Here is a 17,731-nt window from a genome sequence, read left to right on the forward strand (position 1 = left end):
TTATTTAACCTCTATATTGTCTAATTCTTCTTTTAAAGGCTTTATATATTCTAAATATTTCCCTTTTACATTATCATTCATCGGTTCGGTATTAGGTAATTTTAAACGAAGTGGATCAACCTGTACTCCGTTTTTCCAAAAACGATAACACACGTGAGGGCCAGTAGCTAAACCGGTACTACCTACTTTTCCAATTATTTGACCTTGTGTAACATGTTGTCCTCTTTTAACCAAAATTTTAGACATATGTAAATACTGTGTTGAATAAGTGCTATTATGTCTTACTTTAACATAATTTCCATTTCCCGCAGTATATCCCGTACGTTCAACTACACCTGTTGCAGTTGTTTTAATCGGCGTTCCGTGAGCCGCTGCATAGTCTGTTCCATTGTGAGCTTTCCAACGACCTTGAACTGGATGAAACCTTCTTCCTGAAAAACGAGAAGAAATTCTAAAGAAGTCCAGAGGCGCTTTAAGAAACATGCTTTTTAATCCTCTTCCATTCTCGTCGTAATAACTATATTCTTTTTGAGAATCAGATATTTTATATGGAAATGCATAATATTTTTTTCCTTTGTGTTCAAAAAATGAAGATTCAATTCTTTCAACTCCCACATATATTGAGTCTTCGATAAACTTTTCGTAAATAGTTATAGCAAAATTATCGTCTTTTTGAATTTTAAAAAAGTCAATAGAATATGCATAAACACTAGCTAACTTTGGTGCCAAAGAAGCACTTACACCAGCTTTACTTAAAGTTTCAGACAATGATCCTTCAATCTTTGCGGCAATAGTTCTTCTTTTAATAGTTGTTGGACGTTCTTTATTTATTACTCTTACTGAATCTCTAAAATCGATAAGTGTGTAATTAATTTTATTGTTTACGTAAACAAATGCTTTTATGTTTTTTGGATTTTCTTTATCTAAAAAAATAAAATAAGGTTTACCCGCTTTAATGCTTCTTGGATTAAATGAATCTCTAACTTTTTCAGTTACTTGATGAACATTCAAACTATCAGGAAAAATATATTTATCCATTATTGTTCCAAACGCATCTCCAGATTTAATAGTGTCTTTTAATACTTTATAATCGTTAAAAGTAAGACCAAAATCTTTAACTATAACTTCTTTTTTTTCTTCTTTAATTGGCGTTGACTCTTCTCCCTTTTCTTTTTTACAAGAGGTAAAAATGCTTAAAACAAGTAGTAGTGATAAATATCTCAATTGAATTCTATTTTGTAATTATAAATTTTCTCCCCAGTTATCAATTTCTTCTTTTGTCCATAATTCAGGAAAGAAAATTCTTTTTTGATATTTTGGCAACATGTACTTTTTCCAATCACTTCCTCCGGTAGCTTCATGATTCCCTGGAACGCTTTCAATATATTTTTTAGCCGCATTAAAATGACCCATTACCCATGTAATGTTAACAGTTTCATCGTAATGACGCATCGCTTTTACTAAATTCGTGTTTTGTTGATCAGATTCTGGTAATTCTTTAAATTTTCTCCAAACATTTATGGTATTATATTCTTCCATAAAATCTAAGAACATCTTTTTATATTTCTTTTCAAAACCTTTTAAAAGAAATGATTTTTCTCCTGTATGATAATCTTTTCCAGCTGCTTGCCAATACAAATGTTCAAAAGCATGATCGTAAGGCGTATTTCTATCAATATTTGTTCTAAATCTGTTATCAATTAAGTTAATTAAATCGGTCGAGGCAAATTCAATAAGTCTATATTGAGCACTTTGAAAACCACTTGCAGGTGTTAATGTGTTTCTAAATTTCAGGTATTGCTCTGGCTCCATACCATCCATCATGATTGTGAATGAAGTAGTTAACATGTCGAAATACCTGCTTATTCTCCCTAATTTTTCAGTAAAGTAATTAGTTGATGGTTTTTCTGTATGACATAACTGATCCATCTCCCACAAAATCATTTTAAACAACAATTCATTTACTTGATGATACATGATAAAAACCATTTCATCTGGTAAAGTTGTTCTTTGAATTTGTAAATTTAAAAGCGCATCCGTTTGGATATAATCCCAATAATTAATTGGCTTAGACCAAAGTAAACCTTCTAAATGTGTTTCTGTATTTTGATTAATATCAGAATATTTCTTTTCAATTTTCTCTAATTGATCTTTGTATTTTTCTAATTCCATTATTTTTTTACTTTCAAAGTAGTTTTTAAACCTTTAAATGAATCAATATCTGCTTTTAATGACCCAACAGCTAAACTGGCTTTTAATCTTATTGGTATTTTGTTCTCATCATCTGATATCCAAACAGTTAAGCTCTCATCTTCTTTAAAAACTCTACCTGCCTGAACATAAGGTCTAAACATCATACAAGAAACTTTTCCAAATTTAGTTTTTATATCTTCTCTACCAAGAAATTTTAACTTAAACTTTGTTGTTTCGTCATCAAAAAACATATCAATATAAATTGATTCGCCTTCTTTCAATTTGTCGATTTTAGGATGGTTTCTTAAATAGTAGAAAGATGATACTATATCTTGTACATCATCTGTAACAGAAAAAGTTTTTTCTGTTTTCTTTTTGTAATCCTTAACTAAAACGGTGTTAGAATCTTGATTAAAAAAGCCTTCTTGATGTTTGGTGTAACCTCCTTCATCAATTTTTCTTAAAAATTGATATGGTTTATTCGTAATTTTATCAAAATAACTTTGGTAATCATCTTCAACTTTGAAAAAGAATTTTGCCATACCAACGGTATAACCTTTTCCAATAACATGATGTACTTTTTTATTATTTTTAACTGCTTCCTTTACTTCTAAAGTTGCATAGCCAGCATTTACTAATCCGTAATGAATTCTTAATTTAATAAATTCACCCGTAGTATAAGAATCTTCTTGCGATACAAAAGAATTTGTAGTAATGAAAAGAAGTATTAAGAGACCTATTTTTTTCATAATTTATTCGTTTTGTAATGTAAATTGCAATTTCTGTTCCAAAAATACTAAAACAAAAAAACCCAGTCAAAATAATGACTGAGTTTTTATGCTATTAACCAACCAAAAAACTATAAATTATGAAAATTTACTTACAATAAACAAGGGTAACTACTCCCTCATTTTTGCGAGTGCAAATGTACTACTGTTTTTGAATTATTCTTAACAAAAAAACAACTTTAACATTTTTAACACAAAATATTCTTTTTTAAAAGGCGGTTTGTTGTATTATTCTCAATTATTATTATTTTCTATAGCGTTCCTCGCAATTGTTGCTCTCTTTCTATAGATTCAAAAAGTGCTTTAAAGTTACCTGCACCAAAACCTCTAGCTCCCATTCTTTGAATTACTTCAAAAAATAAGGTTGGTCTATCTTCAATTGGTTTAGTAAATATTTGTAATAAGTAACCCTCTTCATCAGCATCAATCATGATGCCTAATTTTTGAAGTTCATTTATATCTTCTTTAAATTTATGCATGTGGTCTTTTAATCGATCTGGAATAGCATCATAATAAGCTTGCGGAGGCGTGCTTAAAAACTCTATCCCTCTTGAACGCATATCTGCAACTGTTTTAATAATATCATCCGTAGCAACTGCAATATGCTGTACCCCTTCGTCTTCGTAAAAATCTAAATATTCTTCTATTTGAGAACGTTTTTTACCGTTTGCAGGCTCATTAATTGGAAATTTAATTCTACCGTTTCCATTAGACATTACTTTTGACATTAAGGCTGAATATTCCGTTGTTATTTGCTTGTCGTCAAATGAAAGAAAGTTTACAAATCCCATTACATCTTCAAACCATTTAACAGCTTCGTTCATTCTATTCCAACCCGTGTTTCCAACCATATGGTCGATAAATTTTAATCCAACTGGCTCCGGGTTATAATCAGATTTCCATTCTTTATAACCAGGTAAAAATGTTCCATTATAATTTTTACGCTCTACAAAAACAAAAACTGTTTCTCCGTAGGCTCCATAAATTCCAGCACGAACTACTTCTCCGTTTTCATCTTTTTCAACCTCTGGTTCAAAATAAGATTTTGCTCCTCGTTTTGTAGTCTCTTCATATGCTGAACGAGCATCTTCAACCCAAAGTGCAATTACTTTAACACCATCTCCATGTTTTTTTACATGCTCTCCAATTGGTGATTTACTATTTAAAGCAGTAGTTAATACAATACGGATTTTATCTTGTTTTAAAACATACGATGCTCTATCTCTTACACCAGTTTCTAATCCTGCATAAGCAAGAGATTGAAAACCAAATGCTGTTTTATAAAAATGTGCCGCTTGTTTAGCATTACCTACATAAAATTCTACATAGTCTGTTCCTAAAAGCGGTAAAAAATCTTGCGCTCCTTCGAATATTTTTTCTAAACCGTAGTTTACTGATTTTAAATTTTCACTCATAATATTATATTTTTTAAACCCTTGTGGGCTTATTTAAGTTGTGTTTTGTATCTTTTTTTAGTCCAACCAAGACTGATAGTATTTTTCATCAGCAATTTTCATTGCCTCCTCGGTAACCATTAAAGGTTTAAAAGTATCTACCATAACGGCTAATTCTTGTGTTTCTGTTTTTCCAATACTTCTCTCAGCAGCACCTGGATGCGGTCCATGAGCAATCCCTGCAGGGTGTAAAGAAATATGCCCAGCTTCAATGTCATTACGGCTCATAAAATCACCATCAACATAATACAATACCTCATCAGCATCAATGTTACTGTGATTATAAGGCGCAGGTATTGATAGCGGGTGATAATCGTACAATCTTGGTACAAATGAGCAAATTACAAATGCATTAGTTTCAAAAGTTTGATGAATCGGTGGTGGAAGATGAATTCTACCAGTTATAGGTTCGAAATCATGAATTGATAATGCATAAGGATAATTGAATCCGTCATATCCAACAACATCAAATGGATGCGTTGCGTATATCATATCAAAAATTTCATCTTTCTTTTTTACTTTAATTAGAAACTCCCCTTTTTCATTATTGGTTTCTAACTCATAAGGGCGACGGATATCTCTCTCACAATATGGAGAATGTTCTAACAATTGACCAAACCAATTTCTATATTGTTTAGGTGTGTAAATTGGCGAATGAGATTCAACTATAAACAAACGGTTGTCTTCAGTATCAAAATCTATTTTATAAATAATTCCACGAGGAATGATTAAATAATCACCATATTTAAAATCAAGATTACCGTAAATAGTTCTTAATTTACCTGTTCCGCGATGAATAAAAATCATTTCGTCAGAATCGGTGTTTTTATAAAAGTACTCTGTAGTTGATTTTTTTGGAGCAGCTAATGCAATATGACAATCCGAATTTGTTAAAACAATTTTTCTGCTTTCTAAATAATCATTTTCAGGAGCAACTTGAAAACCTCTTAATCTGTACGACTGTATATTATTTTCTTTTGCAATTTTTGGAGCAATATTATATTGTCTTTTAATTTCTTTTACTTGGGTTGGACGATGTTCATGATAAGAATTAGTCGACATTCCGTCAAATCCAACAGTTCCAAATAACTGCTCATAATATAAATCTCCATTTGGTTTGCGAAATTGTGTATGACGTTTAGGAGGAATTGCTCCTAATTTATGATAAAATGGCATAATTTTAATTTTTAATTAAACAATATGAAGATGCAATATATGGTAGTATTACACTAATTAATTGATACAATTATGCGCTCATTCAGGATTTCTCTTGATAAGGAATTTTAAATGTGCTAATAAACCGATCCAGTTTGGTTTCATATAGTACAAATATCGTAAAAAAATTTAATTATTAAAAGTAAAATCCAACAGTAAACCAAGTATACTGATTATGTGTTTCTGGCGACCATGAATACTTCAACTCAATGGGGCCAACAACGGTTTCATAACCATATCCAAAACCATAACCTGAATACTCTGGCTTTGAAACCCAAGTATCATCTTCGAAAATATTATTCCCAATATTTGCATAATTTGCTGTAAACTCTATATGATGTTTCTTTAAAAACTCATAATCAGCAACAACACTTCCTTTAATATAACTATCTCCAATTAAACTTACAAAGTCATAACCTAAAAATGGTCGTAAATTATTCAAATTAGTAAAACCATAGCCACCTAATGCAAAATCAAATGAATTTACACTTTTTTCACCAATTGCAAAACCAGCTTCAGATTGTAATTTGATTGTTATTTTCTTATAAAAAGTTTGAACAACAGCAATATCCCCTTTAGCAATCGAGAAATTTTCATAATCATCATTATAGTTTGATGAATAAACAAAAGATTTAATTTCACCATTAAAAGAAACTCCTTTTTTTGGAAAGTACTTTTGGTTAAAAGTATCAAACTTTACATACCCAAACATTGATAGATAATCACTATTATCAAATACTGGATCAGTAGTTAACAATGTCTCTGATTTAATCTTTAAGTGTTTTAGCTCAACACCACCTCCAATAGAAAATTTTTGCGCAAAAATAGTTTGCAAATAAAGTTGATTAGAAAAATCGGAATAATCAACATTTAATGAATTTATTCCTAAAGTTGTTAAAGTAAGTCCATTATTAAAATCGGAAGGGATGTTTTTATTAAAAGTTGAATATTTAGAATTAATACCAAAACTCCAATAAAAACCATTGTCAATATAATAATTTAAATTATACCTTAAATTATCCCCTAAAATCAAATCCAAAGATAGCACGTCGTTCTTTGTAAAAAAATTCTTTTGAGTGAAATTCAACAAAACCCCACTTTTAAACAGTTCGTCATAATGTAATCCGAACTTTAAAAACCTATTTATTTTTTTTTCTTCTAGGTCTAAAAAAAGTTTTTTTCCTCCATCAATGTTTTTAAAAGAATAAAAAACAGAACTAAAGTTTTGAGTTGCGTTTAAATTATTAATGCCTTTTTCGAACTTTTCAAAAGAAATATTAGTCTTTTGCTTAAATTTTAATTTTCCAATAATATAAGCTCTCGTATAATTATCAAGATTATTTATTTCTATACTGTTAATATTAATCGAATCAGTTATAACTACTTTATTATTTAACAAAGTTGATTTATTTTGCTTTAAAATAGAATCGGTTAAAAGCTGCCTTGCAGCAAACTCTCCTTTTGGAATTAATTCAGTCACTTTGTCAAATGAAATAACATTATATCCTTTAATGTCTGGTTTAATATAAATGTCTGTCAGTTTAATTTTTTCAGCCATTTTTTCAGCCATTGAATAACTGTTAATTTGGCCTAGTAAACTTGTTACGTCGTTTAACTGGTCTCTTCCTTTTAATCCATCTTGAACATCAACTCCAATTATAAAATCAGCGCCTCTTTTTCTTAATTCTTCAACAGGATAATTATTAACAACACCCCCATCAATTAGTAATTGACCATCAATTTCAATTGGACTATATAAAGTAGGAAGCGCTCCGCTTGTAACTAAAGCTTTTGCTAAATTTCCTTTGTCTAGGATTACTTCTTTCCCCGTTTCAGCATTTGTTGCAATACAAAAAAAAGGGATTTGTAAATCATTAAAATCATTTATATCACAAAGATGAAGAGTTAATCTCGAAATTAAATTGTAATTATAAAGTCCCTTTGATAATCCAGAAGGAAGACCAATTTTAAACTTATCAAAAGGAAGAGTCACTGCGTAAATCTCGTCATTTCTTTTTTCGTAAAAAGTTTTAGAATTTCTTGGAGTAAAGTCTTGTAATAATGCATCTACATCAACACTGTTGAATAAATATTCCAACTCTTTTCCGCTATAGCCAGATGCGTATAAACCTCCAACTATTGCACCCATGCTTGTTCCTCCTACATAATCAATCTTAATTCCCAAGGAATCAATGACTTTTAACACGCCAATATGAGCCAATCCTTTTGCTCCTCCTCCACTAAGAACGAGTCCGATTTTTGGTTTTTTCACAGTTATTGTAGAATCTTGAGCAAAGCTGATTTGGGTAAAAACTAGTAGGCTTATAAACAAGATTATTTTTTTCATAAAGTTCTTCCTAATGTATCGTTTTGTAAAATTCGGTTATTTTTTTGGCTTTTGAAAGTCCTACGACGTTAGATATTTCTTTTTCAGTTGCTAATTGCATTCTTTTAACACTTTTAAAATGTTTTAATAACGTTATCATCGTTTTTTCGCCAATTCCAGGAATAGATTCTAATGAATTTGTTAATGCTGCTTTACTTCTTTTATCTCTGTGATGCGTTATACCAAATCTGTGCGCTTCATTTCTTAAAAATTGAATTATTTTCAGCGTCTCTGATTTTTTATCTAAATAAAGTGGAATTGGATCTTCAGGATAAAATAACTCTTCCAAACGTTTTGCGATACCTACAATTGCAATTTTTCCTCGTAAACCTAATGCTTCTAAACTTTTTAAAGCAGAAGACAACTGACCTTTTCCTCCATCAATAATAATTAATTGTGGTAAAGGTTCTTTTTCATCGAGCAAACGTTGATACCTTCTGTAAACGACTTCTTCCATAGAAGCGAAATCATCTGGACCATCAACTGTTTTGATGTTAAAATGTCGATAATCTTTTTTACTTGGTTTACCATCTTTAAAAACTACACAAGCTGCTACAGGATTTGTTCCTTGAATGTTTGAATTGTCAAAACACTCAATATGTCTGGGCTCAACTGAAAGGCGTAAATCTTTCTTCATTTGAGCCATAATTCTATTAGCATGTCTATCTGGATCTACAATTTTTATTTGTTTTAACTGATCCATTCGATAATATTTTGCATTTCGAATAGATAAATCTAAAATTTGACGTTTATCGCCTAATTGCGGAACCGTAATTTTTAAATTTTCTCCTAATGAAAGTGGAAATGGCAAAATAATTTCGCGCGACAATAATTTAAAACGTTCTCTAAGTTCAACTACCGCCAATTCTAAAAGCTCTTCATCGGTTTCTTGTAGTTTTTTCTTAATTTCCATGGTATGCGAACGCACAATTGCACCGTGAGAAATTTGCAAGAAATTCACATAAGCCATTGCTTCGTCTGAAACAATTGAAAAAACATCAATATTGGATAATTTCGGATTTAAAACCGTTGATTTTGCTTGATAATTCTCTAAAACATCTATTTTCTCTTTGACTTTTTGAGCCGCTTCAAATTCCATATCTTCAGCAAACGCTTTCATCTGAATTTTAAACTCTTTCAAACTATCCTTAAAATTTCCTTTTAAGATTTGGCGAATGGCTTCTACTTGTTTTTGATAATTTTCCAAAGATTCTAACCCTTCACAAGGTCCTTTACAATTACCAATGTGATATTCTAAACAAACTTTATACTTTTCAGATTTTATGTTTCCAAAAGATAAATCGTAATTACAAGTTCTAAGCGGATATAATTCTTTAATCATTTCTAAAATTGTATTTACAATTTTAAAATTGGTATACGGACCATAATATTCTGAACCGTCTTTTGTGACTCTTCTTGTTGGAAATATTCTTGAAAAAGGCTCGTTTTTAATGCAAATCCAAGGGTAGGATTTATCATCTTTTAATAAAATATTATAACGCGGCTGAAGCTTTTTAATTAAGTTGTTTTCTAACAATAAAGCATCAGATTCTGTTGCAACAACAATGTGCTTAATTGAAACTATCTTTTTGACTAAAACGCTGGTCTTATAATTATCATGACTTTTAGTAAAGTAACTCGAAACTCTTTTTTTAAGATTCTTCGCCTTTCCTACATATAAAATCTTATCGTCTTTATCAAAATATTGATAAACGCCAGGATTATTGGGTAAAGTTTGAATTTGAAGTTCGAGATTTGTAGTAGACATTTATTAAAGATATCGCTTATTTAACAAAAATACATAGATTTTTATTCTACTACTATTTTCTATTATTGAATTTACTACTTTTAACACTTATTATAAGTTTATGAAAAACAACAACATTATAGAGCTTTTAGGTGAAACCATTTTACCTGGTGAAAGTAAAACTATTGAGGTGGAAATTGCAAAATTACACACCATGACTAAGCTTAAAATTCCAATAATCATTGAACGTTCTAAAATTGAAGGTCCTGTTGTTTTATTTAGTGCAGGGTTACATGGCGATGAAATTAATGGGACTGAAATTGTCAGACAATTAATCATTCGAAAAATAAACAAACCTAAATGTGGCACCATAATTTGTATTCCAATTATTAATATTTTTGGTTTTGTAAATCAAAGCCGCCAATTTCCTGATGGACGAGACTTGAATCGTGTTTTTCCAGGAAGTAAAAACGGATCCTTAGCAAGTAGATTTGCTCATTTCTTAGTAAAAGACGTTATTCCAATTGTAGATTATGCTGTCGATTTTCATGCTGGCGGAGCAAGTCGTTTTAATGCAGCGCAAATTCGAATTATTCCAAACAATGCAGAATTAAAAGAATTAGCAAAAGTATTCAACGCCCCATTTACACTTTATTCTAAAAACATTCAAGGCTCTTTTAGAAATGCTTGCACAAGGTTAGGTGTAAAAATGTTACTTTTTGAGGGCGGAAAATCATTAGATTTAAATGCAGAAATTACACAAGAAGGCATTGATGGTGCGAAAAGATTTCTGGCTCACTTAGATATGTTAAATCCTAAAAAAGAAGCAAATTTTACTTATGATGAGACTTTGTTTATAAAAAAATCTAATTGGATTAGAGCAAATTTTTCTGGAATGTTTATTGGCTTAGTCAAAGCTGGAAGCTTTGTAAATAAAGGTGATATTCTTGCAACTATTTCTGATCCATTTGGAAAAGTAGAACACAAAGTTAAAGCTCCAAATGACGGCTACTTAATTAATGTAAATGATGCCGCTATAGTATATCAAGGTGATGCTATTTTCCATATTTCTAATCAATTAGAAGAATAAGCTAACAATTATCATGTTTTAATATTTTTTCCGGTATTAGTTTTGCATAAAACTATTGAATTATGAAGTTTTGGAAAAAGTTAAAACAAGAACAATTAAAAGAAAGAATTCAAAAAGCATTAATTGAAAATGTAAATTTTTCAAAAGACGCTTCATTAGGCTATCCTGCATCAAAATTAGACGGAAAAGTATTTTATGACGATGCGCCTTTTTTAAAAGACGCACCCACTCTTCAAACTTATGTTGCCAATCCAAATAATATAGGTTGTCATACCTTTGGAACTTCTGAGAATGCATTCAGCGGAACACAGGAAATTGAACGTGAAGTTTTAAATGTTTTAGCAACAGATGTTTTTAAACTGGATGAATTTGACGGTTATATTGCTCCTGGAGGAACAGAAGCAAACATTCAAGCTATTTGGGTATTTAGGAATTACTTTATGCATAATTTTGATGCGAAATTGTCAGAAATTGTCATTTTAGCATCAGAAGACACTCATTATTCCATTCCTAAAGCTTCTAATTTATTGCAAATTGAATGGATAAAAGTTCCTGTTCATTTCAATGAAAGAAACATCGACAAAGCAGCCTTAGAACAAATTGTTGTAGATACTAAAGTAAAAGGTAAAAAATACTTTATTGCTGTTTCAAATATGGGAACAACCATGTTTGGTTCTGTTGATAATCCAGATGATTATACTTCGCTTTTTGAAAAGCACAACTTAGCATATAAATTACATATTGATGGCGCTTACGGCGGATTTGTTTATCCGTTTAGCAATAAAGATTCGGTAATTAACTTTAGTAATCCTAAAATTAGTTCAATTACAATTGATGCACATAAAATGCTACAAGCTCCATACGGAACTGGTGTTTTTATTTGCCGAAAAGGTTTAATTGAAAACGTACTTACTAAAGAAGCAGAATATGTTGAAGGAATGGACTTAACGCTTTGCGGAAGTCGTTCTGGAGCAAATGCAGTAGCAGTTTGGATGATATTGTTCACGTATGGCCCTCATGGATGGCATGAAAAAGTAAGTGTATTACAAATGCGCACACAATTTCTTTGTGATGAATTAGATAAATTGAACATTTCTTATTTCAGAGAACCAAATATGAATATTGTAACTATTCATGCTGAGAATATTCCGCATGATATTGCAGAAAAATACGATTTAGTACCTCAACAACACAATGATGACAACAAATGGTATAAAATTGTACTCATGGACCACGTAGAAATAGAACATTTAACTATTTTTATAGATGAGTTGAAAACTACTTTATACATATAAAACTGATTTTTTATAATGTGTACGTAAATCTAAATGTAAGAAAACGAGGTTGAATAAATGTTTCTGAAGAAAATACAGAAACCGCATTTGCACTATTTCTAATTTGTGAATCAATATTTAAAATATTAGTGGCTTTCAATTCAAATTCCCATTTTGCATCTCTATCTTTTCTATATGAAATTGATGCATCCCAATTTTGAAAGGATTGAGACTCATTTACACCATCATTTTGATTAGTATAACTATAATTACTTTTAAGAGTTACTTTTTTTAGAATATAGGCATCAAACGAAATTGAAGGTGCGTTAGTTATAAATTTTGTTTTTCGAGTTCCTTGATTGTTTTCGGTTATACTATATCTGTATCGGAAATTAAAATTAGGTGCAATTTTGAAATTAGTCCTTATTCCAGGGGTATAGGACTGTGTATACCCTTCATTTACTGATTGCTGTCCTTCAACAAATTGATTTATTTTACTATAGTTAAAATTTCCATTTAAACTTGCTACTATTTTACCAAATGTTCTTTGTGCCTGACCAACTACATTGACATTTTCGTCTGCAAAATTCGAATTAAAAAAAGTACTTGTTCTTATTACATTTTCAAAATCAGTTAATCCGCGAATTTGATCAATGTTACTTGAATAAGCCGCTCTAGCAAATACATTCGTATAATTGAATAAATTAAAACTTGAATAAAGCAAACTAATATTATGAGATAAAGCGTTTTGCAAATCAGGTTCGCCAAACTGAATATTATTAAAATTATTAATAACTAATCCTTGTGCTAAACGAGTTACATCAGTAAATTGATTTTTAATATCATAGCGAATAGTTAGAGATTCACTTTTTTTGAACTGAATACGCGTTTCGAAATCTGGTAATACTCTTACAAAGTTATTTTTAAAAGTTTCTCCAAATTGAGAGTTTTTATTACCGTATGAATGGATTGAAAAACCGGGTGTGACAGTAAATTTACCAGATTTAAATCGGTAGTGAAAAGCTAAATAAATATCGCTAAAAATATATTTTGTATCGTTTTTTGCTCTCCCGTCATTAAAAGTTGGCGTCGGTTCAAATAAAGTTCCATCGTCTAAAAACTGAAAAATATTAGAGTTAAAATCTTGACGGCTAAAAATAGTTCCTGAGGTTACATTAAGATTACTTTTTTGATTGATGATATAATAATAATCTAATTTCGCGTCTAACTGATTTGATATAATTCGTCTATTTTGATTTAAGTCGTACGTATTTAAAGAAGTATCTAGTCCTAATGCTTCTGCTGTAGTATCAAAAGCATCAGTTCCAGATGGGTCATTAATTAACAAAGCATTATAAAAGGGGTTTTCATTTTTGTATAAATGCTGTGCTTCAAAAGCAAAAATGCTATTTTCGTCTAAAGTGTAATAATAATTTATATTTTGATTTATGCTGTAAGGCCTTACTTCTTCTAATTGTTTTGTACTTCCTAAAACCGATGAAAATACATTTTGGTTTTGTCTGTCATTAGAAATACGACCTAAAATATCATATTCCATTTGATTATTTGCGTTAGGTTTATAGGAAGTGCTTAGCTTAACTAAACCTTGATTTGAACGTTCATTATTAGCTTGTTCAATAGCTTCATCTGGAATACCTAATTCTGGATTGGTATATTGAATAAAGCTACTTTCTTTAGAAAGAATTCGGCTACTGTTATAAATAACAAAACCACTGAAATCAAGTGCTTTTGAAGGAGCATAACTGAAATTTGCAGTAGCTAATTTGTTTTCAATTTCTAAAGCATTGGCTTGATTTGTTAAAAAGTTAAGGCTATTGTCTCCTAAGTTAATACTGGTTCCGCTAGTGTTGCTTGGAGCTCTAAAACCACCTCCAAAACCTCGAATATCTCGTCTTGTTAAAGCCAACTCTCCTGTATTATTTAGGTCTCCAATAAAATTAATAGTATACTTAGGGTTATAATAGAACAACTTAGGCTGTAACAGATAAAGTGCTTTGTCCGGCGAAGCTCCTCCGCCTGTTGTAATATCTCCAAACCAAAAATTTTCTTTACCTTCTTTTAATTTAATATTTATAGCAATATTATCCTGATTATTTCGCACACTACTTAGTTGTCCTACTTCTGAATAGTTTCTTAGAACTTGTATTTTATCCACTGCATTTGAAGGAATGTTTTTTGTACCAAGTTTTGTGTCCCCATCAAAAAAATCTTTTCCATTAACCATCAATTTGTTAACTACTTTTCCTTCTACTTCAATTTGTCCATTTTCATTAATTTGAACACCTGGTAAGTTTTCTAAAACATCTCCAAGCTTTCGTTCTGTACCAGTATTGAAAGAATCTGCATTGTATGTAAGTGTATCGCCTCGAATTACTACGGGCATTTCATAAACAACCTCTATATCGTCTAACTGGTTTTCAAAAACTAAAATATAATCCTTCTTTATATCAGAATCTGTTGTATTCAATACCTCTTCAAAGGTTTTCATACCCACATAACTAACCTGAACAGAATAAGTACCGTTTTTACCTAATTCAAGTTTATAATTTCCTTTTTGGTCAGTAATTGCGTATGATTCTAAACTACTTGTTTTTTGGTCTAAAACAACCACATTTGCTAGCTCTAGAGGATTATTAAGACTGTCTTTTACTACGCCTTCTAACTTGACTTGACCAAATGAAAAATGAACAAACATTAGCAATAGAAAACAAATACGTTTTTTCATACAATTACATTTAAATACTCGTTATTTGAGTTAGTATCTTCTGCCTCTATTATCTCTCATTTCAACCATTTTTTCTTTAATAGTTGCTTGATAGTCTGCTTTTGTTATTTCTTTTCCTTTGTCAGGGGCTACTATAGAAATTACTTCTTTAGGGTTTAGAATTATTTTTGAACATAAAATGGTAGTATTCCCTGAATTTACCTCTAAAATAAGTCCAGGAAGACCCCAATATTCAGCAGGTCCGCTACTCACAGGTATTTGCAATGTATACCAAGCTTCTATTGTTGTCATTTTTACCTCAGTAGCTGTTGATTCACTATTACTGTTCCCTAAGTCGCCCCATGAAAAATCATACCATGAAAGTTCATTTGTGGGAACTGAAGCGGTAGCTTTAAAACACAGGTATTGACCAATTTTTTTAGTCTCTTTACCTAAATTCCATGGAATAGAATAAAGATTATCTTTAACTAAAAAACGCTTACCGTAAAATTCTTGACTTTGTATTAAAGTATTGCTTTTTACATTTTTATATTGTTCTCCACGAGTAAAATTACTTCCCCATGAATCTGTTGCTCCAGATATAGCATCAACTTTCTCTTCTTCTTTAAAAACAGACTCTTCTTTATTAAAGTTTAAAATATATGTTTTTTCCAACCTGTTTTTTAGTCGTTCTTGTACTTGCTTTTTTTGAGCTTCACTCATACGAGCTCCCCAAGAACCAAGTTCCATACTAGATTTTGAAAAATAATACGCCTGTCCTTGAAAATCTTGAGAAATAGGCTTAGACGACATCAAAAAAATAAACGAAAGAGCTAAAAACTTAAGTAAAATATTTTTCATATTAGATAAATTAATTTTTTTGTTTAGCAAACATAACAAATTGTTAAACAAATTATTGTGTTTTGTTAAAATTTTAACATTATTTCATTTGTCATATTAAAATTGATTGATGGAATTAAAAAAAATATTTGAGAACAACTTAAAAGTCGAACATTTGACTAATTTTATAAACGAATTGAAATCGGCTATACATGGATAAGAAAGAAGCAAGAAAAAAGAGTAAAGAAGAAAGGCAAAAACTTTCTTTTGAGCAACTTGAAGAGAAGAGTTTGGCAATAGCAAATCAATTGGTTAAGATGGACATTTGGAATAAAACCTATTACCACTTATTTTTACCTATTGAAGAACAAAAAGAAGTTAATTCTGAATACATTTTAAATATTTTACAAGCAAAGGATAAAGAAATAGTGGTTTCCAAAAGCGATTTCACTACTACTTCTATGACGCATTTTTTACTGACGGATAATACTAAGATTAAAAAAAACGAATACAATATTCCTGAACCTATTAATGGTTTAAATGTTCCTACAGAAATGATTGATGTAGTTTTTGTGCCGCTTTTAACATACGACAAACTTGGAAATAGAGTTGGTTACGGAAAAGGGTTTTACGATAAGTTTTTAAGCGAATGTAAACCCAATGTTATTAAAATAGGTCTTTCTTTCTTTGAACCTGAAGATTTAATTGATGATGTTTTTGAAAACGATGTAAAATTAGATTATTGTGTAACTGATGAAAAAGTTATTTGTTTTTAAATTTGAATATTTTAAAAATAAAACAAATATACGGCTGACAAAAAATAAATAAATGTACTAGATGTAGCAAGCAAAATATCTAAAAAAGTATTGCTAACAATGCAATTAAGAATAGTTATTAAAGTAGCAATTGAAAATAAAATCATTACCAATTTTATTGATAGAAATGAAACATAAATTATTTTCTGATGATTTTCACTTTTTAAAGACTTTACTTTTGAAAAGAAAAATGTTTTTGTTATTAAAATTTTCTCACTCTTCTCAATTTTATATAATTGATCAGGAGCGTTTCCTAGATAATATAAATTATCACTTTCACAATATAAAATATTTTTGATTTCTTTTCCTCCACTAGTACTTCTAGAAGACGGATATGTGGTTACTGTGTTGTATACTGAAGAAAGAGTTTCAAAATAGACTTTGTTTGATGGAATAAAAAAATCTAGGCACAATACAAAAACAAAAATTAAATTTAAGATAATTGGAATTCTTAATTCTCTATTTTTAATTTTCATTACTAAAAAAATAAAAATTTATTCCGAAATAGTATCCTCAATTAAAACCTTTTCATTTTTCTTATCTGGTCCAAAAGCCTTTTTATTGAACACAATTAAAATTCCAACACCTGTAGAAATAGCAATGTCGGCAACATTAAAAATAGCGTTAAAGAATGTAAAATGGTTTCCGCCCCAAACAGGAATCCAAGAAGGCAAAACACCATCCCAAATAGGAAAATAGAACATATCTACTACTTCTCCATAAAACCAACTTCCATAAGGTTCTTCTGCGAAAAGAGTTGCAACTTGATGATAACTATCGTCAAAAATTACACCATAAAAAACCGAGTCAAGAATATTACCCACTGCTCCTGCAAGAATTAATGAAATGGCAACTATTAAAAAAGTAGATTGTTTTTTTACAACAGAATCCCATAACCACCAACCAATACCAAAAACTGCTCCTATTCTAAAAAGAGTAAGTATTAATTTTCCATATTCTCCAGGAATTACTGCTCCCCAGGCCATTCCTTCATTTTCAATAAAATGAATGCGAAACCAATCTAATCCTAAAACATTGATTGATTCTCCAATAAAAAAATGGGTTTTAATATAAATCTTTGATATTTGATCTATTAATAATACAAGAACAACTAATAAATAAGCTCTTTTTAAAGACATTGTGGATATTTTTGACAAAAGTAAGAATTTTGTTAAATAAAAAACGCTCCTGTTGGAGCGTTAGT

Annotated in this window: 14 protein-coding genes; 3 read left to right on the forward strand and 11 right to left on the reverse strand. The window is 30.1% G+C overall.

Going from position 1 to position 17,731, the window contains the following annotated elements; translation table 11 throughout:
* From ACQ65T_RS02900 to uvrC, 7 genes are all read right to left on the reverse strand, one after another.
* Entirely contained in the window at positions 1-1,230 is a 1,230-nt protein-coding gene (locus ACQ65T_RS02900) for a peptidoglycan DD-metalloendopeptidase family protein (RefSeq protein WP_430401316.1), read from the reverse strand.
* Positions 1,231-1,242: 12 nt separating this feature from the next.
* Entirely contained in the window at positions 1,243-2,172 is a 930-nt protein-coding gene (locus ACQ65T_RS02905; RefSeq protein ID WP_430399597.1) for a tryptophan 2,3-dioxygenase family protein, read from the reverse strand.
* Positions 2,172-2,942 (reverse strand): DUF3108 domain-containing protein, encoded by a 771-nt coding sequence (locus ACQ65T_RS02910; protein WP_430399598.1) that lies wholly within the window; start codon positions 2,940-2,942, stop codon positions 2,172-2,174. The genes ACQ65T_RS02905 and ACQ65T_RS02910 overlap by 1 nt, the downstream gene beginning before the upstream one ends.
* A 290-nt stretch (positions 2,943-3,232) precedes the next feature.
* Positions 3,233-4,396 (reverse strand): 4-hydroxyphenylpyruvate dioxygenase, encoded by a 1,164-nt coding sequence (gene hppD, locus ACQ65T_RS02915; RefSeq protein ID WP_430399599.1) that lies wholly within the window; start codon positions 4,394-4,396, stop codon positions 3,233-3,235.
* Between the two features lie 57 nt (positions 4,397-4,453).
* Positions 4,454-5,611: a homogentisate 1,2-dioxygenase gene (locus tag ACQ65T_RS02920; RefSeq protein ID WP_430399600.1), complete on the reverse strand. Its 1,158-nt coding sequence runs from the start codon at positions 5,609-5,611 to the stop codon at positions 4,454-4,456.
* Between the two features lie 175 nt (positions 5,612-5,786).
* Positions 5,787-7,997 (reverse strand): patatin-like phospholipase family protein, encoded by a 2,211-nt coding sequence (locus ACQ65T_RS02925; RefSeq protein ID WP_430399601.1) that lies wholly within the window; start codon positions 7,995-7,997, stop codon positions 5,787-5,789.
* A 10-nt stretch (positions 7,998-8,007) separates the two neighbouring features.
* Entirely contained in the window at positions 8,008-9,804 is a 1,797-nt protein-coding gene (gene uvrC, locus ACQ65T_RS02930; protein WP_430399602.1) for an excinuclease ABC subunit UvrC, read from the reverse strand.
* Positions 9,805-9,904: 100 nt separating this feature from the next.
* Between uvrC and ACQ65T_RS02935 the strand changes: the two genes are divergently transcribed.
* Positions 9,905-10,873: a succinylglutamate desuccinylase/aspartoacylase family protein gene (locus ACQ65T_RS02935; RefSeq protein WP_430399603.1), complete on the forward strand. Its 969-nt coding sequence runs from the start codon at positions 9,905-9,907 to the stop codon at positions 10,871-10,873.
* Positions 10,874-10,935: 62 nt separating this feature from the next.
* A complete protein-coding gene (locus ACQ65T_RS02940; protein WP_430399604.1) occupies positions 10,936-12,168 on the forward strand; it encodes a pyridoxal-dependent decarboxylase in 1,233 nt (410 codons plus the stop codon).
* 10 nt (positions 12,169-12,178) lie between these two features.
* Here the strand turns inward: ACQ65T_RS02940 and ACQ65T_RS02945 are convergent, their stop codons facing one another.
* Entirely contained in the window at positions 12,179-14,893 is a 2,715-nt protein-coding gene (locus tag ACQ65T_RS02945; protein ID WP_430399605.1) for a carboxypeptidase regulatory-like domain-containing protein, read from the reverse strand.
* A gap of 30 nt (positions 14,894-14,923) precedes the next feature.
* A complete protein-coding gene (locus tag ACQ65T_RS02950; RefSeq protein WP_430399606.1) occupies positions 14,924-15,733 on the reverse strand; it encodes a GLPGLI family protein in 810 nt (269 codons plus the stop codon).
* A 191-nt stretch (positions 15,734-15,924) separates the two neighbouring features.
* Here ACQ65T_RS02950 and ACQ65T_RS02955 point away from each other — a divergent pair, with 191 nt between their 5' ends.
* Positions 15,925-16,488, forward strand: coding sequence for a 5-formyltetrahydrofolate cyclo-ligase (locus tag ACQ65T_RS02955; protein WP_430399607.1), 564 nt, complete (start codon positions 15,925-15,927; stop codon positions 16,486-16,488).
* Positions 16,489-16,499: 11 nt separating this feature from the next.
* Here the strand turns inward: ACQ65T_RS02955 and ACQ65T_RS02960 are convergent, their stop codons facing one another.
* Together ACQ65T_RS02960 and ACQ65T_RS02965 are read right to left on the reverse strand one after the other, a co-directional pair.
* On the reverse strand, positions 16,500-17,003 hold the full coding sequence (locus ACQ65T_RS02960; protein WP_430399608.1) for a hypothetical protein: 504 nt from the start codon (positions 17,001-17,003) through the stop codon (positions 16,500-16,502).
* 18 nt (positions 17,004-17,021) lie between these two features.
* Positions 17,022-17,666 (reverse strand): lipoprotein signal peptidase, encoded by a 645-nt coding sequence (locus tag ACQ65T_RS02965; protein WP_430399609.1) that lies wholly within the window; start codon positions 17,664-17,666, stop codon positions 17,022-17,024.
* Positions 17,667-17,731: the final 65 nt, after the last annotated feature.

Origin of the sequence: Flavobacterium sp. (assembly GCF_965284515.1) — a bacterium.
Lineage (GTDB): Bacteria > Bacteroidota > Bacteroidia > Flavobacteriales > Flavobacteriaceae > Flavobacterium.

Bases quoted from the DNA above. Each gene is read 5' to 3' on its own strand.
- ACQ65T_RS02940 (WP_430399604.1), top strand. From the start codon at position 10,936: ATGAAGTTTTGGAAAAAGTTAAAACAAGAACAATTAAAAGAAAGAATT.
- ACQ65T_RS02905 (WP_430399597.1), bottom strand. From the start codon at position 2,172: ATGGAATTAGAAAAATACAAAGATCAATTAGAGAAAATTGAAAAGAAA.
- uvrC (WP_430399602.1), bottom strand. From the start codon at position 9,804: ATGTCTACTACAAATCTCGAACTTCAAATTCAAACTTTACCCAATAAT.
- ACQ65T_RS02910 (WP_430399598.1), bottom strand. From the start codon at position 2,942: ATGAAAAAAATAGGTCTCTTAATACTTCTTTTCATTACTACAAATTCT.
- ACQ65T_RS02920 (WP_430399600.1), bottom strand. From the start codon at position 5,611: ATGCCATTTTATCATAAATTAGGAGCAATTCCTCCTAAACGTCATACA.
- ACQ65T_RS02965 (WP_430399609.1), bottom strand. From the start codon at position 17,666: ATGTCTTTAAAAAGAGCTTATTTATTAGTTGTTCTTGTATTATTAATA.
- ACQ65T_RS02955 (WP_430399607.1), top strand. From the start codon at position 15,925: ATGGATAAGAAAGAAGCAAGAAAAAAGAGTAAAGAAGAAAGGCAAAAA.
- ACQ65T_RS02935 (WP_430399603.1), top strand. From the start codon at position 9,905: ATGAAAAACAACAACATTATAGAGCTTTTAGGTGAAACCATTTTACCT.
- hppD (WP_430399599.1), bottom strand. From the start codon at position 4,396: ATGAGTGAAAATTTAAAATCAGTAAACTACGGTTTAGAAAAAATATTC.
- ACQ65T_RS02925 (WP_430399601.1), bottom strand. From the start codon at position 7,997: ATGAAAAAAATAATCTTGTTTATAAGCCTACTAGTTTTTACCCAAATC.
- ACQ65T_RS02950 (WP_430399606.1), bottom strand. From the start codon at position 15,733: ATGAAAAATATTTTACTTAAGTTTTTAGCTCTTTCGTTTATTTTTTTG.
- ACQ65T_RS02945 (WP_430399605.1), bottom strand. From the start codon at position 14,893: ATGAAAAAACGTATTTGTTTTCTATTGCTAATGTTTGTTCATTTTTCA.
- ACQ65T_RS02960 (WP_430399608.1), bottom strand. From the start codon at position 17,003: ATGAAAATTAAAAATAGAGAATTAAGAATTCCAATTATCTTAAATTTA.